The 23,944-nt window shown below is 73.2% G+C and carries 26 protein-coding genes; 19 read left to right on the plus strand and 7 right to left on the minus strand.

The annotated features are described in order from the left end of the window. Nucleotides 1-24: 24 nt before the first annotated feature. Complete coding sequence (locus ACUP6Y_RS02880; RefSeq protein ID WP_462554107.1) at nt 25-1,062, plus strand: LacI family DNA-binding transcriptional regulator; 1,038 nt, start codon at nt 25-27, stop codon at nt 1,060-1,062. Here the strand turns inward: ACUP6Y_RS02880 and ACUP6Y_RS02885 are convergent. From ACUP6Y_RS02885 to ACUP6Y_RS02895, 3 genes are all read right to left on the minus strand, one after another. Beyond that, complete coding sequence (locus tag ACUP6Y_RS02885; protein ID WP_462554108.1) at nt 1,037-1,720, minus strand: class I SAM-dependent methyltransferase; 684 nt, start codon at nt 1,718-1,720, stop codon at nt 1,037-1,039. The two genes, ACUP6Y_RS02880 and ACUP6Y_RS02885, sit on opposite strands and share 26 nt — an antisense overlap. Nucleotides 1,721-1,737: 17 nt before the next feature. Beyond that, a complete protein-coding gene (locus ACUP6Y_RS02890; RefSeq protein WP_462554109.1) occupies nt 1,738-2,376 on the minus strand; it encodes a VOC family protein in 639 nt (212 codons plus the stop codon). 194 nt (nt 2,377-2,570) lie between these two features. Then, nucleotides 2,571-3,332 (minus strand): hypothetical protein, encoded by a 762-nt coding sequence (locus tag ACUP6Y_RS02895; RefSeq protein ID WP_462554110.1) that lies wholly within the window; start codon nt 3,330-3,332, stop codon nt 2,571-2,573. A gap of 30 nt (nt 3,333-3,362) precedes the next feature. Between ACUP6Y_RS02895 and ACUP6Y_RS02900 the strand changes: the two genes are divergently transcribed. The 6 genes from ACUP6Y_RS02900 to proC all read left to right on the plus strand — a co-directional run bounded on the left by ACUP6Y_RS02900 (nt 3,363) and on the right by proC (nt 8,205). After that, nucleotides 3,363-4,301 (plus strand): Ppx/GppA family phosphatase, encoded by a 939-nt coding sequence (locus tag ACUP6Y_RS02900; protein WP_462554111.1) that lies wholly within the window; start codon nt 3,363-3,365, stop codon nt 4,299-4,301. After that, nucleotides 4,298-5,116, plus strand: coding sequence for a sugar phosphate isomerase/epimerase family protein (locus tag ACUP6Y_RS02905; RefSeq protein ID WP_462554112.1), 819 nt, complete (start codon nt 4,298-4,300; stop codon nt 5,114-5,116). Before ACUP6Y_RS02900 ends, ACUP6Y_RS02905 begins: the two co-directional genes overlap by 4 nt. Next, nucleotides 5,113-5,703, plus strand: a complete 591-nt coding sequence (locus tag ACUP6Y_RS02910) for a TetR/AcrR family transcriptional regulator (RefSeq protein WP_462554113.1) — start codon at nt 5,113-5,115, stop codon at nt 5,701-5,703. The genes ACUP6Y_RS02905 and ACUP6Y_RS02910 overlap by 4 nt, the downstream gene beginning before the upstream one ends. A gap of 27 nt (nt 5,704-5,730) precedes the next feature. Continuing rightward, complete coding sequence (locus ACUP6Y_RS02915) at nt 5,731-6,441, plus strand: ABC transporter ATP-binding protein (protein ID WP_462554114.1); 711 nt, start codon at nt 5,731-5,733, stop codon at nt 6,439-6,441. Further along, on the plus strand, nt 6,438-7,172 hold the full coding sequence (locus tag ACUP6Y_RS02920) for an ABC transporter permease (RefSeq protein ID WP_462554115.1): 735 nt from the start codon (nt 6,438-6,440) through the stop codon (nt 7,170-7,172). The genes ACUP6Y_RS02915 and ACUP6Y_RS02920 overlap by 4 nt, the downstream gene beginning before the upstream one ends. Nucleotides 7,173-7,386: 214 nt before the next feature. Then, the gene (gene proC, locus ACUP6Y_RS02925) at nt 7,387-8,205 is read left to right on the plus strand and encodes a pyrroline-5-carboxylate reductase (RefSeq protein WP_462554116.1); all 819 of its coding nucleotides are present in this window, start codon (nt 7,387-7,389) and stop codon (nt 8,203-8,205) included. Here the strand turns inward: proC and ACUP6Y_RS02930 are convergent. Continuing rightward, a complete protein-coding gene (locus ACUP6Y_RS02930) occupies nt 8,202-8,903 on the minus strand; it encodes an HAD family hydrolase (RefSeq protein WP_462554117.1) in 702 nt (233 codons plus the stop codon). The genes proC and ACUP6Y_RS02930 overlap by 4 nt on opposite strands. Nucleotides 8,904-9,142: 239 nt before the next feature. On the opposite strand from ACUP6Y_RS02930, the gene ACUP6Y_RS02935 reads away from it, so the two are divergent. The 4 genes from ACUP6Y_RS02935 (at nt 9,143) to ACUP6Y_RS02950 (ending at nt 12,003) form a co-directional block, all read left to right on the plus strand. Further along, nucleotides 9,143-9,358: a helix-turn-helix domain-containing protein gene (locus ACUP6Y_RS02935; RefSeq protein ID WP_203044008.1), complete on the plus strand. Its 216-nt coding sequence runs from the start codon at nt 9,143-9,145 to the stop codon at nt 9,356-9,358. Between the two features lie 284 nt (nt 9,359-9,642). Further along, nucleotides 9,643-9,744: a 30S ribosomal protein bS22 gene (locus tag ACUP6Y_RS02940; protein WP_008356322.1), complete on the plus strand. Its 102-nt coding sequence runs from the start codon at nt 9,643-9,645 to the stop codon at nt 9,742-9,744. A 47-nt stretch (nt 9,745-9,791) separates the two neighbouring features. Continuing rightward, complete coding sequence (locus tag ACUP6Y_RS02945) at nt 9,792-10,853, plus strand: NAD-dependent epimerase/dehydratase family protein (protein WP_462554119.1); 1,062 nt, start codon at nt 9,792-9,794, stop codon at nt 10,851-10,853. Beyond that, on the plus strand, nt 10,846-12,003 hold the full coding sequence (locus ACUP6Y_RS02950; protein WP_462554120.1) for a lysophospholipid acyltransferase family protein: 1,158 nt from the start codon (nt 10,846-10,848) through the stop codon (nt 12,001-12,003). The genes ACUP6Y_RS02945 and ACUP6Y_RS02950 overlap by 8 nt, the downstream gene beginning before the upstream one ends. A 23-nt stretch (nt 12,004-12,026) precedes the next feature. Here ACUP6Y_RS02950 and ACUP6Y_RS02955 read toward each other — a convergent pair whose 3' ends face one another. The 3 genes from ACUP6Y_RS02955 to ACUP6Y_RS02965 all read right to left on the minus strand — a co-directional run bounded on the left by ACUP6Y_RS02955 (nt 12,027) and on the right by ACUP6Y_RS02965 (nt 15,124). Next, entirely contained in the window at nt 12,027-13,172 is a 1,146-nt protein-coding gene (locus tag ACUP6Y_RS02955; RefSeq protein WP_462554121.1) for a DUF5667 domain-containing protein, read from the minus strand. Between the two features lie 151 nt (nt 13,173-13,323). After that, nucleotides 13,324-14,103 carry a sigma-70 family RNA polymerase sigma factor gene (locus tag ACUP6Y_RS02960; RefSeq protein WP_462554122.1) on the minus strand — a complete coding sequence of 260 codons (780 nt, stop codon included), beginning with the start codon at nt 14,101-14,103 and terminating at the stop codon, nt 13,324-13,326. Between the two features lie 133 nt (nt 14,104-14,236). Beyond that, the gene (locus tag ACUP6Y_RS02965) at nt 14,237-15,124 is read right to left on the minus strand and encodes an HAD family hydrolase (protein WP_462554123.1); all 888 of its coding nucleotides are present in this window, start codon (nt 15,122-15,124) and stop codon (nt 14,237-14,239) included. 42 nt (nt 15,125-15,166) lie between these two features. On the opposite strand from ACUP6Y_RS02965, the gene ACUP6Y_RS02970 reads away from it, so the two are divergent. The 8 genes from ACUP6Y_RS02970 to ACUP6Y_RS03005 all read left to right on the plus strand — a co-directional run bounded on the left by ACUP6Y_RS02970 (nt 15,167) and on the right by ACUP6Y_RS03005 (nt 23,897). Then, a complete protein-coding gene (locus ACUP6Y_RS02970; protein WP_462554124.1) occupies nt 15,167-16,780 on the plus strand; it encodes a class I adenylate-forming enzyme family protein in 1,614 nt (537 codons plus the stop codon). After that, nucleotides 16,777-17,013, plus strand: coding sequence for a glutaredoxin family protein (locus ACUP6Y_RS02975; protein WP_462554125.1), 237 nt, complete (start codon nt 16,777-16,779; stop codon nt 17,011-17,013). The genes ACUP6Y_RS02970 and ACUP6Y_RS02975 overlap by 4 nt, the downstream gene beginning before the upstream one ends. Nucleotides 17,014-17,218: 205 nt before the next feature. Continuing rightward, on the plus strand, nt 17,219-17,905 hold the full coding sequence (locus ACUP6Y_RS02980; RefSeq protein WP_462554126.1) for a redox-sensing transcriptional repressor Rex: 687 nt from the start codon (nt 17,219-17,221) through the stop codon (nt 17,903-17,905). Next, nucleotides 17,902-19,209 carry a glutamyl-tRNA reductase gene (locus tag ACUP6Y_RS02985; RefSeq protein WP_462554127.1) on the plus strand — a complete coding sequence of 436 codons (1,308 nt, stop codon included), beginning with the start codon at nt 17,902-17,904 and terminating at the stop codon, nt 19,207-19,209. Before ACUP6Y_RS02980 ends, ACUP6Y_RS02985 begins: the two co-directional genes overlap by 4 nt. Continuing rightward, the gene (gene hemC / locus ACUP6Y_RS02990; protein ID WP_462554128.1) at nt 19,206-20,213 is read left to right on the plus strand and encodes a hydroxymethylbilane synthase; all 1,008 of its coding nucleotides are present in this window, start codon (nt 19,206-19,208) and stop codon (nt 20,211-20,213) included. The genes ACUP6Y_RS02985 and hemC overlap by 4 nt, the downstream gene beginning before the upstream one ends. Then, on the plus strand, nt 20,210-21,883 hold the full coding sequence (locus ACUP6Y_RS02995) for a bifunctional uroporphyrinogen-III C-methyltransferase/uroporphyrinogen-III synthase (RefSeq protein WP_462554129.1): 1,674 nt from the start codon (nt 20,210-20,212) through the stop codon (nt 21,881-21,883). The genes hemC and ACUP6Y_RS02995 overlap by 4 nt, the downstream gene beginning before the upstream one ends. Nucleotides 21,884-22,035: 152 nt before the next feature. Then, nucleotides 22,036-22,566 (plus strand): SigE family RNA polymerase sigma factor, encoded by a 531-nt coding sequence (locus tag ACUP6Y_RS03000; RefSeq protein WP_462554130.1) that lies wholly within the window; start codon nt 22,036-22,038, stop codon nt 22,564-22,566. After that, nucleotides 22,560-23,897 (plus strand): hypothetical protein, encoded by a 1,338-nt coding sequence (locus ACUP6Y_RS03005; protein WP_462554131.1) that lies wholly within the window; start codon nt 22,560-22,562, stop codon nt 23,895-23,897. Before ACUP6Y_RS03000 ends, ACUP6Y_RS03005 begins: the two co-directional genes overlap by 7 nt. The last annotated feature ends 47 nt before the right edge of the window (nt 23,898-23,944 follow it).

Below are 23,944 nucleotides of genomic sequence, written 5' to 3' on the forward strand. Positions count from 1 at the left end.
AGAACGACGTGGGAGAATCGCGCGGTGGACACCCCTCGCCCGCCGGCCACTCTCGCCGACGTCGCCGAGCGGGCCGGTGTGTCCCGGCAGACCGTGTCGAACGCGATCAACAACCCCGACCTGCTCCGGCCCGACACCCTGGCCCGGGTCCAGGACGCGATCGAGCACCTCGACTACACGCCCAACCAGGCCGCCCGTCACCTGCGCACCCGCTCCTCGCACCTGGTCGGGCTGCGGCTCGGCCCGGCGCAGGAGTTCACCGCCAACATGGCGATGGACCGGTTCGTCCACGCCCTCGTCGAGGCCTCGCGCGAGGCCGGCTACCACGTGCTGCTGTTCTCGGGCGGCCGCGTCGCGGAGGGTGAGCTGCCCGACCCCCTCGGCGGGTACGACGACCTCCTGCGCTCCACCGCTGTCGACGCGTTCGTGGTGACCGACACCTACCTGGGCAACCCGCAGACCATCGGGCTGGCCAAGCGCCGCGCACCGTTCGTGGCGTTCGGCCGGCCCTGGGACGACCCGGCCGCGACCCACCCGTGGGTCGACGTCGACGGCGCCGCCGGCGTCGCGGCCGCGACCGAGCACCTGCGCGCGCAGGGCCACGAGCGGATCGCCTGGCTCGGCTGGCAGCCGGGCTCGCGCATCGGCGAGGACCGGCGCGCCGGCTGGCACCGCGCGATGACTGCGCTCGAGCTGCCGACCGCGGGCCTCGAGGCCGCGGTCGAGGACGGCGTGCTCGCGGGCGGCCGGGCGGCCGCGTCCCTGCTCGAGTCGAGCGCGCCGACCGCGTTCGTCTGCGCGTCCGACACGCTGGCGGTCGGCGTGCTCGGGGCACTGTCCGACCGGGGGCTGAAGCCCGGTCGCGACGTCGGCGTGGTCGGCTTCGACGACTCGCAGGTCGCCCAGGTGATGGGGCTGACCTCGGTGCGTCAGCCGCTCGAGGAGGTCGCGGTCCACCTGGTCGCCGCGCTCCGCGCGCTGCTCGCGCCGGGACACGTCGCCGAGAGCGGCGTCCTGCTCCAGCCGAGCCTGGAGATCAGAACGTCTTCGACCAGAGGTTGACGGCGTAGTCGACCTCGAGCCCCTGGTGCTCGCCGAGCACCTGGTCGGCGACCTCGCGCGCGAACTCGATCCGTACGACGGCCTCCAGGTCCGCGCGCGACGCGAACCGCCACCCCATGTCGACCCGGTCGAGGGTCCAGCCGCGCAGGCTCCAGAAGCGCTCGGTCTCCTCGGGCGGGTCGAGGTGCGGGTACCCGCGGCGGAACCAGCCGCCGAAGGTCGAGCGGGAGCCGTCGTTGTCGACGACCAGCGCGACCCCGCCCCGTCGTACGACGCGGTCGAGCTCGACCAGCCCGGGCTCGCAGCCGCGGCCGAAGAAGTAGGCCCACCGGGCGTGGACGACGTCGACCGACGCGTCGGGGAGCGGGATCTGCTGGGCGGTGCCCTGCCGGACCTCGGCGTTGGCGACCTCGCGGGCGCGCAGCCGCCGGGCGGCCAGCTTGGCCAGGCCGCCGTGCGGCTCGACGCCGACCACGTGCGCCGCCGTCTCCGCGAAGACGGGCAGGTGGAAGCCGGTGCCGCAGCCGAGGTCGAGCACGGTCCGGCCGGTCCAGTCCGCTCGAGCGGCCATCGCCGTCCAGAGCCGGCCGTCGGGATCGGCAGCGCGGTTCTCGAGCTCGTAGGTCGCCGTGTGGTGCCAGATGTTGGGGCTGGGCACGGTGCCCGGGGGCTGCTTCAGATCCGCACGATCCCGTTGGGCGTGAGCACCTGGGCGGCCAGGATGCCGGGGGTGCCGTGCGGCGCGACCCACTCGACCTTGACGTCCTCGAGGGGAGCCTCGACGGTCTCGCCGAGCCACTCGCTGACCCGCTGCGGGTCGCCGGCGATCTCGATGCCCGCGAGCGACACGGTGCCGTCGGCGCCGGTGGAGGGGTGCAGGTCCGCGGGGACGTCCCACTGCAAGAAGAACGGCAGCTGGGGGTCGGCGATCAGGCCGTTGATGCCGATCTGCTTCCAGCGCAGCTCGGTGCCGTCGGGGCGGTGCCGTGAGCCGGGGACGGCGGGGCGGCCGAGACGCTCCTCGACGACGGCGATGTCGGGGACGGCGACGGCCCAGCCGAGCCAGCCGCCGCCGAGGGCGGAGCGGGCCTTGACGGCCTGGCCGAAGGGGGCCTTGTCGGAGGCCGGGTGGTCGAGTGCCTCGACGACCTCGAGGTAGGTGCCGTCGGTCAACGGGAGGATCATGTTGCGGGTGCCGAAGCGGGGGTGGACCCCCCCGTCGGCGAAATCACGCCCGATCGCCGCGCCCAGGCGGGCTGCCGTGTTTGTGAGTCCGTCGGGGCCGGCCGCGTAGGAGAGATGATCCAGGCGCATGCCAGACATTCTGAGCATGCCGGGAGAGGTCCGACGAATCGGGGTCGTTGTCTCTTGATGTCGAGACGTGCGTCGGGCGGGTTGTCGGTTTCTCAAGGGATGCCGAAGAACCTGCACTTCCCCGTTCAAATTTGGCCAGGGAAGCGGAGATTTGGCGACATCCCTTGAGAAACCGACCCCCCCGCCCCCGCCGCTCAGCGGGGGTCGGCGGGATGCAGCGCGAGGGCCGACCGGGAGCGCAGGTGGGCCTCGCAGTGGCGCACCAGCTCGTCGTACGCCTCCTGCCCCATCAGCGCCACGAGCTCGGCCTGGTTGGTGACGTAGACCGGCTCGACGCCGACGTGGGCCTCGGTGTTGCCGGAGCAGTACCAGTCGAGGTCGTGGCCGCCGGGGCCCCAGCCGCGGCGGTCGTACTCGGTGATCGTCACCTCGACGTACGACGTGCCGTCCATCCGCTTGATCTCGCGGAAGGTACGGCGGATCGGCAGCTGCCAGCACACGTCCGGCTTGGTCTCCAGCGGGTTGCGGCCGAGCTCGAGGGCGAGGCCGTGCAGCGCGCAGCCCGCACCGCCCGCGAAGTCGGGCCGGTTGGAGAACACGCACGAGCGCTGGCCGTCGACGGTGTGCATGCGGGTCTTGCGCTCGCCGTCCTCGTCCTTCTCGACCCAGTCCTTGCGCTTGACCGGGCGGCCGGGGTGGGACTGCCAGTGCCCGGGCGTCAGCTGCTCGACGAACACCGCGACCCGCTTCTCGTCGGTCTTGTCGGCGAAGTGGGCGCCGAGCGTGCAGCAGCCGACGTCGGGCGAGTCGGCGTAGATGCCGGCGCAGCCGCTGCCGAAGATGCAGGTGAAGGACGACGTGAGCCAGGTGAGGTCGCACTTGAGGACCTCGGACTCGTCGGCGGGGTTGGTGAACTCCACCCACGCACGGGGAAAGTCGAGCGAGACCTCAGGCACCGGCCAATCCTAGGCGGGTAGGCTCGAACCATGCGTCTGGGTGTGCTCGACATCGGCTCGAACACCGGCCATCTCCTCGTGGTCGACGCTCACGGCGGTGCGGCGCCGCTGCCGGCGTACTCCTACAAGGAGCCGCTGCGGCTGGCCGAGCACCTCGACGACGACGGCGACGTGTCGCCGACCGGCATCGCGGCGCTGACGGCGTTCACCGCGCAGGCACTGGTGGTGGCCGAGGAGAAGGGCTGCGAGGAGATGCTGCCGTTCGCGACCTCCGCGGTCCGCGACGCCGGCAACTCCGAGGCGGTGCTGGCCCACGTCGAGGCCGAGACGGGGGTGCGGATCGCCGTACTCCCGGGCGAGGACGAGGCGCGGCTGACCTTCTTGGCCGTACGACGGTGGTTCGGCTGGTCGGCCGGCCGGCTGGCGGTGTTCGACATCGGCGGCGGCTCGCTGGAGATCGCGGCCGGCTCCGACGAGCGCCCCGACGTGGCGTGGTCGCTGCCGTTGGGCGCGGCCCGGCTGGCGCGGGCGGAGTTCGCGGCGCAGCCCGACGAGGACCAGCTACGCCAGATCCGTCGGCGGATCCGCGCCGACATCGCCCGCGACGCGGGCCACCTCCTGCGCGCCGGTACGACGCATCGCGCCTCGGCGACCTCGAAGACCTTCCGCTCCCTGGCCCGGATCTGCGGGGCGGCGCCGTCCGCCGACGGCCAGCTGGTGCCGCGGATCCTGCCGCTGGTGGAGCTGCGCCAGTGGATCCCCAAGCTGGTGGCGATGACGCCCGAGGAGCTGGCTGCGCTGCCCGGCGTCTCCCCGAGCCGCACCCACCAGATCGTGCCGGGGGCGCTGGTCGCCGAGGCCTGCATGGACATCTTCGACCTGCCCGAGCTGGAGATCTGCCCGTGGGCCCTGCGGGAGGGCGTGATCCTCGAGCGGATCGACAAGCTCAGCGTCAACGACCCGTCATGACATCCGACGGTCCGGGACGTCCCCGGATCGGGCTCTCCACGAGCTCGGTCTACCCGGACTCGACGGCCCATGCGTTCGCCTACGCCGCATCGGTGGGCTACGAGGCGGTCGAGGTGATGGTCGGCATCGACGCCCTGTCGCAGCAGGTCGACGCCGTGCGCCGGCTCTCCGAGCACCACGAGCTTCCGGTCAGCGCGATCCACGCGCCCTGCCTGCTGTTCACCCAGCGGGTCTGGGGCGTCGAGCCGTGGGGGAAGCTGGAGCGGTCCGCCGCGATGGCGCAGGCGGTGGGCGCCGCGGTGGTCGTGGTCCACCCGCCGTTTCGCTGGCAGCGGGAGTACGCCCGCGACTTCGTGAACGGGATCGCCGCGCTGGAGGAGTCCTCGGGCGTCGCGTTCGCCGTGGAGAACATGTACCCGTGGCGGGCCTCGCGCCGTCGGATGGAGATGTACCTGCCCGGCTGGGATCCCTCCGAGGAGCCCTACGCCAACGCCACGATCGACCTGTCCCACGCGGCGATCGCGCAGTCCGACCCGGTCGCGATGGCCGAGCGGCTCGGGCCGCGGCTGCGCCACATCCATCTCACCGACGGCACCGACTCCGCCAAGGACGAGCACCTCGTGCCGGGCCGCGGCGACATGGGCGCCTCCGGGTTCCTGCGGCACCTCGCGGCGACCGGCTTCGCCGGCGAGGTGGTGCTCGAGATCAACACCCGGCGCTGCACGACCCGCGAGGAGCGGGAGGCCGACCTGCGCGAGTCGCTCGAGTTCGCGATCGAGCACCTGAGCGTCGTACCCGTGGGGGAGGACTCGTGACCGCCGCGCCCCGGGGCCGGCGCCGGGGCAGCCCGGACACGCGGGCGGCGATCCTCGTGGCGGCTCGAGCACGCTTCGCGGAGGCGGGCTTCGCCGGTACGACGATCCGCGGGGTCGCCGGCGACGCGGGAGTGGACCCGGCGCTGGTGCATCACTACTTCGGGTCGAAGGACGACCTGTTCGTGGCCGCGCTCGAGCTCCCGGTGGACCCGCGGGCGGTGCTCGCCGAGCAGGTCGTCGGCCCGGTCGAAGGTGCGGGGGAGCGGCTGCTGCGGGCCTTGATCTCGGTGTGGGACGACCCGGCGGTCCGGCCGGCCTTGCTGGCGATGGTGCGGCGACTGATCGAGCCCGGCGGCGACGCGCTGTTCCGGGGCGGGTTCCTGCCCGTCGTGCTGGTGCCGCTCGGCCAGGCGCTCGGGGTCGACGCCCCCGAGCGGCGGATGCAGCTGGTCGCGAGCCAGGTGATCGGAGTGATCGTGCTGCGGTACGTCGTCCGGGCCGAGGCCATCGTCGCGATGGACGTCGATGCCCTGGTGGCGACGTACGCCCCGGTGCTGGACGGCTTCCTCACCGCGCCCTTGCCCTGACGCTGTCGGAGGCGCATTATTCAACACATGATGAATTCCGTCGTCGAGATCGCCGGGCTCCGCGTCGTGCGGGGAGGCCGGACCGTGCTCGACGGCCTCGACCTGACCGTCGGCGCGGGCGTCACCGGCCTGCTCGGCCCGTCGGGGTGCGGGAAGTCCACGCTGCTGCGCTCGATCGTGGGCGTCCAGCGGGTCGCGGCCGGAGCGGTCACGGTGCTCGGCGAGCCGGCCGGCAGTGCGCCGCTGCGCGACCGGGTCGGCTACCAGACCCAGTCCGCCAGCGTGTACGACGACCTGACGGTCCTCGAGAACCTCCGCTTCTTCGCCCGGGTGCTCCGGCTGCCGCCCGCCGCAGCCGAGGACGCCCTCGTGTCGGTGGACCTGAGCGGTCACCGCGACGCGGTCGTCGGACGGCTCAGCGGCGGCCAGCGCTCCCGGGTCGGCCTCGCCGTGGCGCTGCTGGGCAGCCCGTCCCTGCTGGTGCTCGACGAGCCGACCGTCGGCCTCGATCCTGTGCTCCGACGCGACCTGTGGGGGCTCTTCCACCGGATCGCCGCCGCCGGCACGGCGGTGCTCGTGTCGAGCCACGTGATGGACGAGGCCGAGCGCTGTACCGACCTGCTGCTCATGCGGGAGGGCCGGATCATCGCGCAGGGTGCGCCCGCCGCGATCAAGGAGCGACTGGGGGCGCCGGACGTCGAGACCGCCTTCCTCGCGCTCGTGGAGGAGCGGCGATGACGCCCCGGGTGACCGTGGCGATCGCCACCCGCGTGCTCACCCAGCTGCGCCGCGACCACCGCACCCTCGCGATGCTGCTGGTGCTGCCGTGCCTGCTGCAGGCCCTGCTGTGGTGGATCTTCGTGGACCAGCCGTTCGTCTTCGATCGGATCGGCCCGGCGCTGCTGGCGGTCTTCCCGTTCTTCGTGATGTTCCTGGTCACCAGCGTCACCACGCTGCGGGAGCGCTCGAGCGGCACCCTGGAGCGGCTGTTCACGATGCCGATGGGTCGCCTCGACTTCCTGGTCGGCTACGCCCTGGCCTTCGGCGCGGTCGCCGCCGTGCAGGCCGCGCTGGCCGCGGGCGTGGCGATCGGGCTGCTCGACCTCGACCTGCGCGGACCCGACGTGCTGCTCGTCTTGGTGGGCGTCGCCGACGCCGTCTTGGGTACGGCGCTCGGGCTGTTCGTCTCCGCCTTCGCCCGCACCGAGTTCCAGGCCGTGCAGTTCCTGCCGGCGGTGGTGGTGCCGCAGATCCTGCTCTGCGGGCTGCTGGTGCCGCGCGACCGGCTGCCGCGGGTGCTCGAGGCGGTCGCCGATGTGCTGCCGCTGACCTGGGCGGTCGACGCCATGGAGCACCTCGCGACCACGACCCGCACCGGCGCGGTGTGGCGCGACGTCGGCATCGTGATGGCGTTCGCGCTGGCGGCGCTGGCCCTCGGCGCGGCGACCCTCCGGCGTCGTACCGATTGACGAAGCCCCGTACTTTGGGCCCTGCGACCGGTCCGGGACTCCCTGACGCCGTTGTCCCGCAGCACCCTGGGTCGGCGGGTCCTGCGCCGGCTCGTGGCCGGGGAGCAGGTCCGGGTGCGGCTGGTGTCCGGCAGTGGCCCGGCTACCTGATGGGGCGAGTGGCGGAGCGTCCCGCCGACCTGAGACTCTTCATCACGTCGTTGGTCTCCGGAAGGTGAGTGAGCAGGGCGTGGGCGAGAAGCGGACCGCAGTCATCGGCGCGGGTGTGATGGGGGAGACCCTGCTGTCCGGCCTGATCCGGGCCGGCCGGAGCGCCGACGCGCTCGTGGTGGTCGAGAAGCGCGCCGAGCGGGCCGCCGAGCTCACCGAGAGGTACGGCGTCCGCGTGGTCGACGACGTGGCCGCGGCCGCCGCGGCCGACACCGTGCTGCTGGTCGTCAAGCCGCAGGACATGGCCGACGTGCTCACCGAGCTGGCCCCGGCGTTGCGCCCCGGCCAGCTCCTCGTCTCCCTCGCCGCCGGCATCACCACCGGCTTCGTCGAGTCGCGGGTGCCCGAGGGCGTCGCCGTCGTCCGGGTGATGCCCAACACGCCCGCGCTCGTCGACCAGGGCATGGCCGCGATCTCGCCCGGCACCCACTGCGACGAAAGCCACCTCGCCGAGGCCGAGGAGCTGATGGCGTCGGTGGGCCGTGTGGTCCGGGTGCCCGAGAAGCAGCAGGATGCCGTGACCGCGATCAGCGGCTCCGGGCCGGCGTACGTCTTCTTCGTGGTCGAGTCGATGATCGAGGCCGGCGTCCACCTCGGCCTGCCGCGCACCATCGCCCACGAGCTGGTGGTCCAGACCCTGGTCGGCTCCGCGACCATGCTGCGCGAGACCGGCGAGCACCCGGCCGTGCTGCGCGAGCAGGTCACCTCGCCGGGCGGTACGACGGCCGCGGCGCTGCGCGAGCTCGAGGTGCATCGGGTGCGGGCTGCCTTCCTCGCGGCCCTGGAAGCCGCCCGGGACCGCTCGCGCGAGCTGGGTTCCTAGGCCACCTGGGCCACCTCGGCCAGACTGCGCACGGTCCGCACCCGCATGCCCGCGCGTCGGGCGTCGTGGCGTCCGTACCGGTCGAGCAGCCGCGCCTGCAGCCCGGCCCGCTGCGCGCCGACGACGTCGTGGCGCAGCGAGTCGCCGACCATGAGCGTCGCGGCGGGGTCGGCGCCGAGCGTGGCGCAGGCGGTGAGATAGGAGCGCGGGTCGGGCTTGGCGGCGGGCAGGTCGGACGACGCGAAGACGGGGACGTCGGCGCGGAGCAGGCCGGTGCGGCGCAGCTTCTCGGTCTGGATGGGCAGCTGGCCGTTGGTGAGGATGCCGACCGGGAGACCGGCCGCGCGGGTGCGTGCGATCGCCGCGGCCGCGTCGTCGAAGGCCCGCCAGGCGGCGCGGTAGCAGCCGAGGAAGCCGGCGTAGACGTCGTCGGCGAGACGGTCGTCGGCGAGGTCCCAGCCCGGCAGGAAGTCGCGGATCCGGGCCCGCCGGTGCTCGACGTAGCTCACCTCGCCACGCTGGGCCCGCTCGTAGTGGCGCGCCTCGAGCACGAACCAGCGCTGCACGTGATCCTCCAGCTCGGCCGGCGTCTGGGCCAGGCCGAGGCCCGAGAGCCACGCGCGCACGCCGCGCTCGGACGCGCCGCGGTGGTCGACGAGGGTGTCGTCCAGGTCGAGGAGCAGGGCCCGGAACGTCATGCGGAGCAGTCTGCCAGCGGCCGCCGACGGCCCTCACGGCCCATCGGCGAAGCCGGCGAGCGGGACTCGGGACGACGTCCCGGATGGAGCGGCGGTCAAGCCGACACGCCGAAGCGGGAAAGTTTCACTGATCAATCTCTTCCCCACGAGTCACATCTGGCTCTATTCTCACGCAAGTGGCGTCCGGCGGATCACAGCTGGGGAAGGCGGTGACTCCGGGCGCGGAAAGTTGGTGTGTCATGGCTCCTTCGTCGCGCGAGCGCGCCGAGTCCCTTCCGGACCCGAAGTTCCTCACCATCGCCGAGGTCGCCTCGGTCATGCGCGTGTCCAAGATGACGGTCTACCGCCTGGTCCACGGCGGCGAGCTGCCGGCCGTGCGGGTGGGTCGCTCGTTCCGGGTCACCGAGGACGACGTCAACGAGTACCTGCGCAAGTCCTTCTACTCCGCCGGCTGAGGTCGAGGAGCCGGCCGCTGCGGTGCCTTGCAGGAATCCCCGCTTCAGCGGGTATCCATGCGCTTCCTGACTGTTGCAACGGTCAGGAAGCGAGGGAACCCCCGCTTCAGCGGTTATTCCTGCACCCGGTCGCCCGCCGCGCCGGTGCGATCTTCATCCCATCTCCCGTGCTGATTCACCGCGCTCACGGGGCTGCGGATAGGCTGACCCGGTGCTCCGGGGTCCCCGGGGCGTCGTACGTCACGCCGAGCGCTGCCGCGCCCGGCGCTCTGGAGAGGTTCCACGTGGGTTCAGTCATCAAGAAGCGCCGCAAGCGCATGGCGAAGAAGAAGCACCGCAAGCTGCTGAAGAAGACGCGCGTCCAGCGTCGCAAGCTCGGTAAGTGACCCGAGCGTCGTTCCAGTAGCTTCCTGATTCCGAGGAGTCGGTGGAGATGGGCGCCGGACGCACGGTCCTGGTCACAGGGGTCTCGCGAGACCTCGGCCGTACCCTTGCGCGCACCCTGGCCACCGACCCCGGGATCGACCGGGTCATCGGGGTCGACGTGGTGCCCCCGCGGGGCGATCTCGGCGACGTCATGTTCGTGCGCGCCGACATCCGCAACCCGGTCATCGCGAAGGTCATCGCCAAGGAGGACGTCGACACCGTCGTCCACATGAGCGTGATCGCGACCCCCGGCTCCGCCGGTGCCCGCGGCACCATGAAGGAGCTCAACGTCATCGGGACGATGCAGCTCCTCGCGGCCTGCCAGAAGGCCGAGGGGCTGCGCGCCCTGGTCGTGAAGTCCTCGACGACGGCGTACGGCGCCAGCAGCCGCGACCCCGCGATGTTCACCGAGGACATGGAGCCGCGGCGGCCGGCGCGCACCGGGTACGCCAAGGACGTCGCCGAGGTCGAGCAGTACGTCCGCGGCTTCGCACGCCGCCGTCCCGACGTGACGACCACGCTGCTGCGCTGCGCCAACGTGATCGGCCCGCGGGTGGTGAGCCCGCTCGCGTCGTACTTCCGGCTGCCGGTGATCCCCACCGTGCTCGGCTTCGACCCGCGCCTGCAGTTCCTCCACGAGAGCGACCTCAACCGGGTGCTGCGCCATGCCGTGCGCGAGAACCGCGGCGGCACCTTCAACATCGCCGGCGACGGGCTGCTCATGCTGTCCCAGGCGCTGCGCCGCTCCGGGCGGCCCAATGTCGCCGTGCCCGGCGTCGCCTTCGGGGGACTCGGCTCGGTGCTCAAGTCGGTACGCCGCGCCGACCTCTCGCCCGAGCTGGTCGCCTTCTTGACCTACGGCCGCGGCGTCGACACCACCCGGATGCGCAGCGAGCTCGGCTTCGAGCCGCACTACTCGACGGCCGCGGCGTTCGAGGAGTTCGCCGCCTCGCTCCCGCCCGGCTCGCGCCGCACCGACCGGGTGCTCGGCTCGCTCGCCGAGCGGCTCCCCGCGGTCGACGACGACCGTCCCGCCCGGCTCACCCTCGCTGGAGGCACGGATGGCTGACGCCGAGATCATCCCGATCGGCACGCGTGGCCAGCCCGGTCGCGGCACCGGGAAGCGGCCCTCGGCCGCGGCCCGCGGGCTCGCGCCGAAGGGCAGCACGCCGCCGCGCAAGGCACCCGCGAAGAAGCCCGCCGAGGAATCGGCCGAAGAGCCGGCCGAGTCGGTCGAGGAGCGGCCGGTCGCCGAGACCCCGGTGATCGGCCCGCCGACCGACGTCCCCGCCCGCGCCGAGGAGCGCGGCGCCGGCCCGCTCGCCGGGATCCCGGTCGGCGACTGGCTGGCCGGATTCCAGCAGGCCAGCAAGGAGCTGTTCGGCGACCAGTGGGAGCCCCAGCTGGCCCGCTTCCTGGCGTTCCTGCGGCGCCGGGTCACCGGCGACTACGCGGTCGACGAGTACGGCTTCGACGCCGAGGTCACCGAGCGCTTCTTCATGGCCGCGCTGCGGCCGGTGGCGCAGAAGTGGTTCCGGATCGAGGTCCGCGGCGTCGAGAACATCCCGGCCGAGGGCGGCGCCCTGGTCGTCTCCAACCACTCCGGCACCATCCCCGTCGACGGCCTGATGACGATGGTCTCGATCCACGACCACACCGGCCGCTACCTCCGCCCGCTCGGCGCCGACCTGGTCTTCAAGCTGCCGGTCGTCGGCAGCCTGGCCCGCAAGGGCGGCGCCACCCTGGCCTGCAACGAGGACGCCGAGCGGATGCTGCGCGGCGGCGAGCTGGTCGGCGTGTGGCCCGAGGGCTTCAAGGGCATCGGCAAGCCGTTCGCCGACCGCTACAAGCTGCAGCGGTTCGGCCGCGGCGGCTTCGTGTCCGCGGCGCTGCGCACCGGCGTCCCGATCGTGCCGCTGTCGGTGGTGGGCGCCGAGGAGATCTACCCGCTCGTCGGCAACATCCCGTCGCTGGCTCGCCTGCTCGGCGTGCCGTACATCCCGATCACGCCGTTCTTCCCGCTGCTCGGCCCGCTCGGCCTGGTGCCGCTGCCGTCGAAGTGGCTGCTGGAGTTCGGCGAGCCGATCCGCACCGACGAGTACGACGACGGCGCGGCCGAGGACCCGATGCTGGTGTTCAACGTGACCGACCAGGTCCGCGAGACCATCCAGCAGACGCTCTACAGCCTGCTCATGCAGCGGGAGTCGGTCTTCCGCTGAGGGTCAGCCGGCCGGGCGCGCGCTCACTTGCCGCCGCCGAGGAGGCCGCCGAGCACGGCGGTGACGCCGTCGACCAGGCCGCCGACCAGCGAGGGGTCGGTCGTCGTACCGTCGGTCGTCTGGCTCTCGCCGTTGATGCCGAGGGTCTCGGTGAGGCCCCGCGTGACACCCTCGACGGTCTCGCCGAGCGGCGTGTTCTTCTTCGGCGTCTTCGTGGGGTCCGGAACCACCGGGAGGGTGGGCGGCGGCACCTGCGGGCCGGCCGGGGCGGAGGCCTCCGGCGTCGTGGGCGTCGGCTGCGCCTGGGGCTTCGTCGTCGCCGGGGGCGGCAGCGTCTCGGTCACCGAGGCGGTGATGTCGCCGCTGAGGACCGCGCTGAGCGGCAGCGTCGCGAAGTCGGGCATCTCGGTCACCGCGCCGTCGGCGCAGGACGGGCAGGCCTCCCACGCGGCCGCGTCGATCTGGCGGATCGTCTGGGTCGCGGTGATCAGGCTGGAGCGGCTGCCGGTCGGGATGACCGGGCCGAGGCCGGCGAGGACGTCCATGCTGTCGGCGGCGAAGGCGCGCAGGTCGGCGATCCGGTCGGCCTTGCCGGTGGCGGCGTAGTCGTCGAGCGCGAGCTCGGAGGCCTGGCGGGCCTGGTCGGTGAAGTCCTGCAGGGTCGCGTTGACGGCGTTGGCGCCGGCGTCGCGCGACACCAGTGACTGGAGCTCGCCGAGCCGGGCCTCGGCGTGCGAGATGAGGGCATCGGCCTTGGCCGCGCCGTCGGGCTGCAGGTTGGTCTGGGCGTTCTCGATCGCGCGCTTGACCGGATACAGCACGTCGCCGGGCAGGGCGTCCTGGGACGCCATCGCCATGGAGCCGGTCGCCGAGACCACGGCGAAGCCGCCGATGACGGCGGCGAGGCGACGCTCGCGCGAGCCGCGGCGCTGGCGCGGGGTGAGCCGGGCGGCCAGGGCCTGCTCGGCGCGAGCCGGCTCGCGCTCGGCGGCGGCGACCAGCTGGGTGCGCAGCGAGGAGACGAACTCGGGGCGGGCGGTGACCGGGGGTACGGCGCGCAGCGCGGCGACCAGCTCGAGCAGCTCGGCGTGCGCCTCCGCGTCACCGGCGCCGCCGGTGACCAGGGCGTCGAACTCCTCGGCGTCGCGCGACCAGCCGTTCCCGCGCATCACAGTGACCGTCCTCGTGTCGAGAGGGCTCGCGCTCCCGCGGAGCACGCCCTCGTGTTCTCTCGAACGTCCAACGACATGGCGAGGCGGGTGGTTACGGTCCGGAAGGACACGCCGGCATGGCCCGAGCCGATCATCGGCCGCTGCGTCCTCATCGGATCCCCTCGGGCATGAGCTTCGCGAGATTGCGCACGCCGCGCAGCTGGAGCTGCTTGATCGCGCCGTCGCTGCGGCCGAGCGCCGCCGCGGTCTCGGCGATGCTCATGCCCTGGAGGAAGCGCATGATCAGGCAGTCGCGCTGTTCGTTGGGGAGCTTGGTGAGCGACTCCAGCAGGATCTCGTTGGTGAGGCTGGCGAGCACGGCGTTCTCCGGGCCCTCGGTCGCGTCGTCGTGCTGGCCCATGTCCTCGGTGGTCAGCTCGAGGCGGGTCCGGCCGGCCTTGAAGTGGTCGGTGGCCAGGTTGCGGGCGATGGTCATCAGCCAGGCGCCGAAGTCCTTGCCCTGCCAGCGGAAGGACGACATGTTGCGCAGCGCGCGGAAGAAGGTCTCCGAGCACAGGTCCTCGGCGACCACGACCGAGCGCGTGCGGTAGTAGAGGAAGCGGTAGACCGAGGGCTGGTAGTGGTCGTAGAGCTGCCCGAACGCCTCGGCGTCGCCGCCCCGGGCCAGCTCGACGAGCGCGATCAGCCGCTCGCGCGCCTCGGGGGACTCCTCGGAGGAGGTGGCGAGGGTGGCGTCGCCGAAGCCGCCGGAGCCCTCGCGGTCGAAGCCGTCGGTCTCCGCCCGGGCCTCGCTGAGCAGCCAGTGCTCGGCGGTACGACGGCCGCCGGCCGGGCCGCCCGCGAGCGCCGGTCGGGGGGCGAGGGCAGCGAGCACGGCCGCGCGCAGGGCATCGAGCCCTCGCGACAGGTCGGTGCGCTGCCAGGTCATACGGGTCCCCTCCCTCATGCCCCCGCAGGGATCCTACGGCGGATCCTTGCGTAGCGGTACTGGAACGCGAGAACCGCTCGCTCGGGTCCCGGACCCACCGGAAGGACCAGGTTACCGTCCGGTAGGGCTGAGGTCAGCCGCCGTGCCGCCGCACCTGTCGGCGTACCAGCGCCCCAGCGATCGCCGCTCCCGTGGCCGCCGAGCCCGCGATCAGCCCGGCCCGGGCGGCCTTGCGTCCGGTGCGGTAGTCGCGGATCCGCCAGCCGTGGGCCCGGGCGTGGGCGCGCAGCCTGGCATCGGGGTTGATGGCGCAGGGGTCGCCGACCAGGCCCAGCATCGGCAGGTCGTTGGCGGAGTCGCTGTAGGCCGAGCACAGCGACAGGTCGAGGCCCTCCCGCTCCGCGAGCGCGGTGACCGCGACGGCCTTGGCGGGTCCGTGCAGCATGTCGCCGACCAGCCGACCGGTGTAGACACCGTCGACGTGCTCGGCGACCGTGCCCAGCGCTCCGGTCAGCCCGAGCCGGCGGGCGATCAGGCCGGCGATCTCGATCGGCGCCGCGGTGACCAGCCAGACCCGCTGGCCCTGATCGAGGTGCATCTGCGCCAGGGCCCGGGTGCCGGGCCAGATCCGGTGCGCCATCGCCTCGTCGAAGATCTCCTCGCCGATCTCCTCGAGCTCGTGCACGGTGTGCCCGGCGATGAACGCGAGCGCGGAGTTGCGGGCCTCGGCGACGTGCTCGGGGTCCTCCACGCCGGCGATGCGGAAGTACGCCTGCTTGTAGGCGGCCCCGACGAGGTCGCGCGTCGTGAAGAACTTGCGCCGGTACAGGCCCTTGGCCAGGTGGAAGATGCTGGCGCCCTGCATCACCGTGTTGTCGACGTCGAAGAACGCGGCCGCCTTCGGGTCCGCCGGGTGCGCGAGCGCGGTCTCGACCTCCGCTGCGGCCGCCGCGGCCTCGCCGGCCAGGCGGGAGCGCTGCTGCAGGTTGAGCCGGCGGGGGCGGTCGGCGGGCGGCACCATGCGCCCCAGCCTAGAAGAATCGCGGCCACGTAGGATCCCTCCATGTCGTTGCCGGACGCTGTGCCCGACGTGGCCGCTCTCGTCGCGTCCGCCGCCGCCGAGCACCCCGACCGGCTCGCGGTCGTCGAGGCCGGTGGCCGGGGGCTGACCTGGGCCGAGCTCGAGGACGAGGTCGCCCGCGTCGCCACGGGGCTGGGCCGGGCCGGCGTCCTGGCCGGGAACCGGGTGCTGCTCGCGCTCGGCAACCGGCTCGAGTTCGTCACCGGCTATCTCGGCGTGCTGCGCGCCCAGGCGGTCGCCGTACCCGTCAACCCGGGGTCGACCCCGACCGAGCTGGCCGCGATGCTCGTCGACTGCGGAGCCCGGCTGGCGCTGGCCGACGGGTCGACCGTCGCCGCCGCCCGCGAGGCCGCGGCACGCACCGAGGTCGCCGCGGCCGCGCGGGACGAGAGCCGCCCCGCCCCGCGGATCGTGCTGGTCGGCGAGGGCGACGTCCACGACGGCGAGAGCAGGTACGACGACCTGCGGGCCGAGTCTGCCGTCCCGGTCCCGCCGCTGCAGGACCCCGAGAAGCTGGCGGTGCTGCTCTACACCAGCGGGACGTCCGGTCGCCCGCGCGCCGCGATGCTCACCCACCGGGCGCTGCTCGCCAATGTCGACCAGGTCGCCGCCGTCGAGCCGCCGATGATCCACTCGGACGACGTCGTGCTCGGGGTGCTGCCGCTGTTCCACGTCTACGGCCTCGGCGCCGTGCTCGGCGGCGTGATCCGGCACCGCGCCAAGCTGGTCCTCGCCGAGCGCTTCGACCCCGAGGGCACCTTGGACCTGATCGAGGACGAGGCCTGCAGCGTCGTGCCCGTCGCGCCGCCGGTGTTCGCGGCCTGGCGGGGCGTGGACGCGCTCGCCGAGCGGCTCGGGCCGGTGCGGATGATCCTGTCCGGCTCCGCCCCCCTCGCCGCCGAGACCGTCGAGGAGTTCGGCGCGCTGGCCCGGGTCCCGATCCACCAGGGCTACGGGCTCACCGAGGCCTCGCCGGTCGTCACCAGCACCCTGCGCTCGGCGCAGGTGAAGCCCGGCTCGGTCGGCGCCGCGCTCGACGGCATCGACGTCCGCCTCGTCGACGACGAGAGGGTGCCGCTCGACGCCGCCGCCGTCGACGACCCCGGCGAGATCCAGATCCGGGGCCGCAACCTGTTCAGCGGCTACTGGCCCGACGGCGCCGACGGCCCGGGTGAGGACGGCTGGTGGTCCACCGGCGACGTGGGCTTCCTCGACGCCGACGGCGACCTGTTCCTCGTCGACCGGGTCAAGGAGCTGGTCATCGTCTCCGGCTTCAACGTCTACCCGACCGAGGTCGAGACGGTGCTCGAGGAGGTCGCCGGCGTGCGCCAGGCCGCCGTGCTCGGCGTACCCGACGAGCAGACCGGCGAGGCCGTGGTCGCGTACGTCGTGCCCGCGGCCGGCGAGGTCGCCGGGGCCGCCGCCGAGGAGCTGGTGGGCGCGGTGCGGGCCGCGGCCGAGGAGCACCTGGCGCCGTACAAGAGGCCGGTGCGGGTCGAGGTCGTCGCCGCCCTGCCGCGCACCGTGACCGGAAAGATCCGCAAGGGCGTGCTGCGCGGCGCCGAGCGGCGCAAGGCGCTGGGGATCCTCGAATGACCGCGCGGGTCACGCTCTACAGCCGCCCCGGCTGCCACCTGTGCGACGACGCCCGTGCGGTGATCGAGGCGGTCTGCGCCGAGCTCGGCGAGTCCTACGAGGAGCTGTCGATCGACGACGACCCGGCGCTCGCCGACCGCTTCGCCAACGAGATCCCGGTGACCTTCGTCGACGGTCGCCAGCACGACTTCTGGCGAGTCAGCCCCGACCGGCTGCGCGCAGCGCTGAGTTGAAGGGCGCGAGCGCGTCGCTCGTTCCTCGCGCCACGCTGCCGTGCTCGCGTCGCTCGGACAGCCGGCCGATCCGGCGCCGTCTACCACGGGGCGTCCCTGTACCTGATGCCGGGGCCTTTCGTCCATTTTGTTCCCACGTTCACAAACTCCTACAGTGATCTGGTCGCGTGATTGACGCCTGATCGTGCGGCTGGAAAGTGGAGCTGTGACCACACGGAGTTCGACGGATGCCGCCCGGGTCATCCCGGAGGCCACGGTCGCCCGCCTGCCCGTCTACCTGCGGGCACTGACGGCGCTGGCCGACAGCGGGATCCGCACCTGCTCGAGCGAGGACCTCGCGACCGCCGCGGGCGTCAACAGCGCGAAGCTCCGCAAGGACCTCTCCTACCTCGGCAGCTACGGCACCCGCGGCGTCGGGTACGACGTCGACTACCTGCGCTACCAGATCGCCCGCGAGATCGGGGTGACCCAGGACTGGCCGGTCGTCATCGTCGGCATCGGCAACCTGGGCCACGCGCTGGCCAACTACTCCGGCTTCCGCAGCCGCGGCTTCCGGGTCGTGGCGCTGCTCGACGCCGACCCCGCGCTGGTCGGCCAGACGGTGGCGGGCGTCGTCGTACGACCGTTCGACGAGCTGGAGGAGATCGTCCGCGACCACGACGTCGCGATCGGCGTGATCGCCACACCGGCCTTCGCCGCGCAGGACGTCGCCGACCGGATGGTCGCGATCGGCATCACCAGCATCCTCAACTTCGCGCCCGCCGTGGTGGCGGTGCCCGAGGGCGTCGACGTGCGCAAGGTCGACCTGTCGATCGAGCTGCAGATCCTCGCCTACCACGAGCAGCGCAAGGCCAACGGCGCCGAAGCCGCCGGCGACGGAGGTGCCGCATGAGTGTGCTGGTGGTGGGGATCTCCCACAACTCCGCGCCGGTCTCCCTGCTGGAGCGGGTCGCGCTCGACCGCGACGGCGTCCACAAGCTGATCGCCGACGCCGCGTCGTGCGAGCACGTCAGCGAGGCGACCGTGATCGCGACCTGCAACCGGCTCGAGATCTACACCGAGGTCGAGCGCTTCCACGGCAGCATCGAGCAGATCTCCCGCCTCCTGGTCGACCGGGCCGGCGAGACGACCGAGACGATGCTGCCGCACCTCTACGTCCACTACGACGACGGCGCGATCTCCCACCTGTTCCAGGTGGCGGCCGGACTCGACTCGATGGCGGTCGGCGAGGGCCAGATCCTCGGCCAGACCCGCGAGGCGCTGCGCCGCGGCCAGGAGCTCGGCACCGTCGGGTCCGCCCTCAACAACCTGTTCCAGCAGGCGCTGCGCGTCGGCAAGCGCACCCGCGCGGAGACGGAGATCGACCAGGTCGCGCCGACCCTGGTCAGCGCGGCGCTCGACGAGACGGCCAAGGTGGTCGGCGCCGTCGAGGGCAAGTACGTCGTCGTGGTCGGCGCCGGCGCGATGGCCGGTCTCGCGACCGCGACGGCCAGCCGTCTCGGCGCCGGGCACCTCTCGGTCGTCAACCGGTCCGTGGACCGGGCGGTCCGGCTGGCCGTGCAGTACTCCGGCGAGGCGGTCCGGCTGGCCGACCTCGGCGACGAGCTGGCCCGCGCCGACATCGTGATCAGCTGCACCGGCTCGTCCGGCACCATCATCGACCGCGTGCTGCTGACCGGGGTGCGTCCCGGCAGCGAGCGGCCGCTGGCGCTGATCGACCTGGCGCTGCCCCACGACATCGCGCCCGACGTCGCCGACCTGCCCGGCGTACGACGCGTCGGGCTCGCCGAGCTCGCCGACCTGCTCCACGGCGGCGCCACCGGCCGCGAGGTCCAGGAGGTGCGCCGGATCCTCGGCGAGGAGGTCACCGCCTTCCTCGCCGCTCGCCGCCAGGCCAGCGTGACGCCGACCGTCGTCGCGCTCCGCTCGATGGCGACCAATGTCGTCGACGCCGAGATGACCCGCCTCGAGGGCCGGCTGCCCGACCTCGACGAGGCGACCCGCGAGGAGATCCGCCACACCGTGCGCCGGGTCGCCGACAAGCTGCTCCACGAGCCGACCGTCCGGGTCAAGGAGCTCGCCAACGAGCAGGGTGCCGTCTCGTACGCCGCCGCGCTCGCCGAGCTGTTCGCGCTCGACCCCGACGCGGTCGACGCCGTCACCCGTCCCGTCGTCAGCGAGGAGGGCCGGTCATGACCCTGCGCATCGGCACCCGCCGCAGCACCCTCGCCACCACCCAGTCCGGTCACGTCGCCGACGCCCTCGCCGCGCTCGGGACCCCGACCGAGCTGGTCGAGATCACCACCGACGGCGACCGTAGCCAGGCCAGCGGGGTCCCGCTGGCCGGTGCTCCCTCGACCGGGGTCTTCGTCAGCGCGCTGCGCGACGCCCTGCTCGCCGGCGAGGTCGACGTCGCCGTCCACTCGCTCAAGGACCTGCCGACCTACGGCACCGAGGGCATCGCGCTGGCCGCCGTGCCGCCTCGCGAGGACCCGCGCGACGTCGTCGTCGCCCGCGACGGCCTCACCCTCGGCGAGCTGCCGCAGGGCAGCCGGGTCGCCACCGGCTCCCCGCGCCGGGTCGCGCAGATCGAGGCGCTCGGCCTCGGCGTCGAGCTGGTCGGGGTGCGCGGCAACGTCGACACCCGGATCGGCCGCATCGCCGAGGGCAGCTACGACGCCGTCGTGCTCGCCCGCGCCGGCCTGGCCCGGCTCGGCCGGCTCGACGAGGTCACCGAGGTGCTCGACCCGCTCCAGGTGCTGCCGGCTCCCGGCCAGGGCGCGCTGGCCGTCGAGTGCCGGGCCGGCGACGCCGAGACCCGCGCGCTGCTCGCCCGGCTCGACGACCCCGCCAGCCACGCGGCCGTCACCGCCGAGCGCACCCTGATGGCCACGCTCGAGGGCGGCTGCGCCGCGCCGATCGGCGCCCTCGCCGAGGTCGCCGAGGGCGACGACGGTCCCGAGCTGTGGCTGCGGGCCGTCGTGCTGAGCGAGGACGGCGCGCTCGCCGTACGCCGCTCCGCGTCGGCCGAGCTCGGCGCCGATCCCGCCTCCTGGCCCGCCGCGGCCGCGAAGCTCGGCGGCGACCTCGGCGCCGAGATGCTGACCGACGGCGCCGACGAGCTGATGACCCAGCTGAACAGCTCCCACGACCCGAACTCCCACCCGTCCGCACGATCTGCAGAGGTGCCCAACCCATGACGCGAGCCACGACAGCCAAGAAGGCTGCTTCGACTCCCGCCGCCGCCCAGGTCCACTCCGGAGGCCCCGGCTTCACGGCCTTCGTCGGAACCGGCCCCGGCGACCCCGACCTGCTCACCGTGCGGGCCGTCAGGCTGATCGAGGACGCGGACGTCGTGATCACCGAGGAGCCGGGTCATGCCGACCTGGTCGCGGTGGTCCGGGCCCGGGCCGAGCAGGTCGGCGACGAGCCGGCTCCCGAGCCGGAGATCATCGACGGCGGCTTCGGCGAGGACGGCCAGCCGCTGACCCACGCCGCCCGCGCGAAGGTGGTCGTGAAGCAGGCCAAGCGCGGCGTGCGCGTGGTCCGCCTCCTCGGCGGCGACCCCTTCCTCTACGCGTCCGGTCCCGAGGAGGCCCAGGCGGTCGCCAAGGCCGGGCTCGCGTTCGAGGTCGTCCCGGGCGTCTCCTCGGTCGGTGCGGTCCCGGCGTACGCCGGCATCCCGCTCACCACCAAGGACCACCGCGAGGTGGCCGTGGTGACCTGCGGCGACAAGGTCGACTGGACCCGGTACGCCGACACCCCGACCCTGGTGCTGCTCTCCGCCGTCGGCCAGATCGGTGACATCGCCAAGCAGCTGATCGCGATCGGCCGCTCGCCGCAGACCCCTGTCGCGATGACCCGGGTCGGCACCACCACCGAGCAGGAGACGATCACCTCCACGCTCGAGCACATCGCCGCCGACGTACGCGCCGCCCGGATCGCCCCGCCGGCGATCACGGTCATCGGCGCCGTCGTCGACCTGCGCGAGAAGCTGTCCTGGTTCGAGACCAAGCCGCTGTTCGGCTGGCGGGTGCTGGTGCCGCGCACCAAGGAGCAGTCCGCGTCGCTGTCCAACCGGATCCGCGAGTTCGGCGGCGTCCCGGAGGAGGTCCCCACGATCTCCGTCGAGCCGCCGCGCAACCCGCAGCAGATGGACAAGGCCGTCCGCGGGCTGGTCGAGGGCCGCTACGAGTGGATCGCCTTCACCTCGGTGAACGCCGTCAAGGCGGTGCGCGAGAAGTTCGAGGAGTACGGCCTCGACGCCCGCGCCTTCTCCGGCCTCAAGATCGCCGCCGTCGGCGAGAAGACCGCCCAGGCGATCGCCGACTGGGGCCTGCGCGCCGACCTGGTCCCCTCCGGCGAGCAGTCCGCCGCCGGCCTCCTGGAGGACTGGCCCGAGTACGACGAGCAGCTGGACCCGATCAACCGGGTGTTCCTGCCGCGTGCCGACATCGCGACCGAGAACCTGATCGCCGGCCTGATCGACCTCGGCTGGGAGTGCGACGACGTCACGGCGTACCGCACCGTCCGGGCCGCCCCGCCGCCGGCGCCGACCCGCGACGCGATCAAGACCGGCAAGTTCGACGCGGTCGTGTTCACGTCGTCCTCGACGGTGCGCAACCTGGTCGGCATCGCCGGCAAGCCGCACCCCTCGACGATCATCGCGGTGATCGGGCCGGCCACGGCCAAGACGGCGGAGGAGCACGGCCTGCGGGTCGACGTACTGGCGCCCAAGCCGGACGTCGAGCTGCTCGTCGAGGCCCTCGCCGGCTTCGGTGCCAGCCGCCGGGCCGCGATGCTGGAGGCCGGCGAGCCGGTCACCAAGCCGAGTGACCGTAAGCCGTCGGCTCGTCGTCGCAAGGCCTGACCCGGCGCAAACCTGCTCCCCAACCCCGCCGACCCGGCGCAAAAGTGACACTTTTGCGCCGGGTCGGCGGCATTCCGGAGCAGTTTTGTGCCGGGTCGGTGCAACCTGGGGAGGTGGTCACCACGTTGGGTGCGGCATGGAGCGGATGACCGATGCGTGAGCGGGACGAGGACGAGTTCGTCGCCTTCGCCCAGGGGGCACGCGACCGGCTGCGCCGGACGGCGTACCTGCTGTGCGGTGACTGGGACCGGGCGGCCGACCACGTCCAGGACGCGCTGATCCGGGTGTACGTCGCATGGCCCCGGCTGACCCGGGCCGGGCGCGAGTACGCCTACGCCCGCAGGGCGCTGGTCAGCGTGGTGCTCGACCACGCGCGGCGGCGGGCGAGCACCGAGCTGGTCGTCGAGCCCGACCACCAGCGCCCGGACGGGATCGACGTCGCCGAGCTGGTGAGCGCGCGGGAGACCCTGCTGGGCGTGATGGCCGGGCTGCCGCCGCGGCAGCGGGCGTGCGTGGTGCTGCGCTACTTCGACGACCTCAGCGTCGCCGACACGGCGAAGGCGCTGGGCTGCAGCGAGGGCACCGTCAAGAGCCAGACCGCGCGTGCCTTGGATCGGCTCCGCTCCGTGTTCGAGGACTCGTCGTTGGGCGAGCTGACCCTGGGAGGAATGCGGACATGGTGAACGAGATGCGCGCCCTGTTGCAGGAGGCGGCGGCGACCCCGCCGGCCGACGACATCGACCTGGCGGCCGTGCTCGCCGGCGGCCGTCAGCGGGTACGACGACGCCGGGCACGGCTCGCCGGAGGCGTGGCCGCCGTGGCGGTCGGCGCGGTGGCCGTGGGCACCCTGGTCGGCGGTGGCGCCGACGGTCGGGACACGCCGGCCACGAGCGTCGTACCGCGTCCGGACGGGCCGGTCGTCCGGCTCGCCGACGCCCGGCCGGCCACGGAGGGCGGCGACTTCACCGTCGTGTCCCGGTACACGAACCAGGACCTGGACGCGGCCAACGGTCAGTACTACGACGGCGTCACCGACGACGGGCTGATCCTGTTCCGCGACGGTCCGCACGGGCCCGGGAACGAGGTGCGGTACGCCCTGCTCGACCCCGCCACCGGCGCGAAGGACTGGCTGCCGTCCCTCGGCGAGGAGATCCAGGCCTGGCCGGCAGAGCTGAGCGCCGACCGGCTGGTGCTGCTGTCCTTCGAGAAGCAGTCCGGCGAGGGCGTCCGGGCGTTCGTGTTCGACCGTGCCGCCCGCACCTGGTCGAGCGTCGAGTGGCCCGGGCTCCCGGCGACGGCCGACCTGTTCCAGGCCGAGCTCGGTGCCCAGGGACGCCTGTACGTCGGCGTGCCCGCCACCGCCGGGTCGCCGCCCCCGGGCGGCTGGCCGACCGGGCCCGACGGCGAGGCGGACGACGCCGGCGCGACGGGGGAGACCTATGACCTGTGGTCGGTGTCGCTGACCGACCCGGCCGACGTGCGCGACGAGCACCTGCGCGTCGGCGACGTCGCGTTCACCGACGACGCGATGGTCTGGACGGCGGCGACCAACGGCATCAACGAGCGCATCCACGTCCGCGACCTCGCGACCGGCGCGGAGCACGACTTCGACCCGAGGTCGGGTGAGCGGTGCAACCTGCTGGGCTTCGGCGCGAGCGAGGACCGGATCGTGCTCAGCCAGTACTGCGGCACCTACGACGACGGCCGCGACGACCGGATCCAGGTGCTCGACCTGGACGGCCGGACGATCACCACGATCCAGGGCGACGGCATCGGCGGCGGCGTCCACGGCGGCCTGGTCCAGGTGGCTTCCTACGAGCGCGACGAGGCCGGGACCTACGTCTACGAGCTCGACAGCGGCCGGTTCGTGCGCGTCAGCGACGCGGTGTCGTCGTACTCCCTGGGCGGCCCGACGCCGGAGGGCTATCTGCTGTGGGACACGCCTGTCGGCCAGCGCACGGACCCCATGCAGGGCGGGGGCGCCACCCAGTGGCTCGCGCGCTGGCACTCCTAGACTCGGAGGCGTGAACGAGATCCTGCGCCCGATCGTCCGTCCCCGTC

The sequence above is a fragment of the Nocardioides sp. S5-5 genome, from assembly GCF_054954065.1.

Coding starts and splice junctions, on each gene's coding strand:
- ACUP6Y_RS02950 (WP_462554120.1), top strand. CDS start 10,846: ATGGCTGACGCCGAGATCATCCCGATCGGCACGCGTGGCCAGCCCGGT.
- ACUP6Y_RS02890 (WP_462554109.1), bottom strand. CDS start 2,376: ATGCGCCTGGATCATCTCTCCTACGCGGCCGGCCCCGACGGACTCACA.
- ACUP6Y_RS02970 (WP_462554124.1), top strand. CDS start 15,167: ATGTCGTTGCCGGACGCTGTGCCCGACGTGGCCGCTCTCGTCGCGTCC.
- ACUP6Y_RS02985 (WP_462554127.1), top strand. CDS start 17,902: ATGAGTGTGCTGGTGGTGGGGATCTCCCACAACTCCGCGCCGGTCTCC.
- ACUP6Y_RS02995 (WP_462554129.1), top strand. CDS start 20,210: ATGACGCGAGCCACGACAGCCAAGAAGGCTGCTTCGACTCCCGCCGCC.
- hemC (WP_462554128.1), top strand. CDS start 19,206: ATGACCCTGCGCATCGGCACCCGCCGCAGCACCCTCGCCACCACCCAG.
- ACUP6Y_RS02965 (WP_462554123.1), bottom strand. CDS start 15,124: ATGGTGCCGCCCGCCGACCGCCCCCGCCGGCTCAACCTGCAGCAGCGC.
- ACUP6Y_RS02945 (WP_462554119.1), top strand. CDS start 9,792: ATGGGCGCCGGACGCACGGTCCTGGTCACAGGGGTCTCGCGAGACCTC.
- ACUP6Y_RS02915 (WP_462554114.1), top strand. CDS start 5,731: ATGATGAATTCCGTCGTCGAGATCGCCGGGCTCCGCGTCGTGCGGGGA.
- ACUP6Y_RS02975 (WP_462554125.1), top strand. CDS start 16,777: ATGACCGCGCGGGTCACGCTCTACAGCCGCCCCGGCTGCCACCTGTGC.
- ACUP6Y_RS02960 (WP_462554122.1), bottom strand. CDS start 14,103: ATGACCTGGCAGCGCACCGACCTGTCGCGAGGGCTCGATGCCCTGCGC.
- ACUP6Y_RS03000 (WP_462554130.1), top strand. CDS start 22,036: ATGCGTGAGCGGGACGAGGACGAGTTCGTCGCCTTCGCCCAGGGGGCA.
- ACUP6Y_RS02920 (WP_462554115.1), top strand. CDS start 6,438: ATGACGCCCCGGGTGACCGTGGCGATCGCCACCCGCGTGCTCACCCAG.
- ACUP6Y_RS02900 (WP_462554111.1), top strand. CDS start 3,363: ATGCGTCTGGGTGTGCTCGACATCGGCTCGAACACCGGCCATCTCCTC.
- ACUP6Y_RS02955 (WP_462554121.1), bottom strand. CDS start 13,172: ATGCGCGGGAACGGCTGGTCGCGCGACGCCGAGGAGTTCGACGCCCTG.
- ACUP6Y_RS02905 (WP_462554112.1), top strand. CDS start 4,298: ATGACATCCGACGGTCCGGGACGTCCCCGGATCGGGCTCTCCACGAGC.
- ACUP6Y_RS03005 (WP_462554131.1), top strand. CDS start 22,560: ATGGTGAACGAGATGCGCGCCCTGTTGCAGGAGGCGGCGGCGACCCCG.
- ACUP6Y_RS02935 (WP_203044008.1), top strand. CDS start 9,143: ATGGCTCCTTCGTCGCGCGAGCGCGCCGAGTCCCTTCCGGACCCGAAG.
- ACUP6Y_RS02930 (WP_462554117.1), bottom strand. CDS start 8,903: ATGACGTTCCGGGCCCTGCTCCTCGACCTGGACGACACCCTCGTCGAC.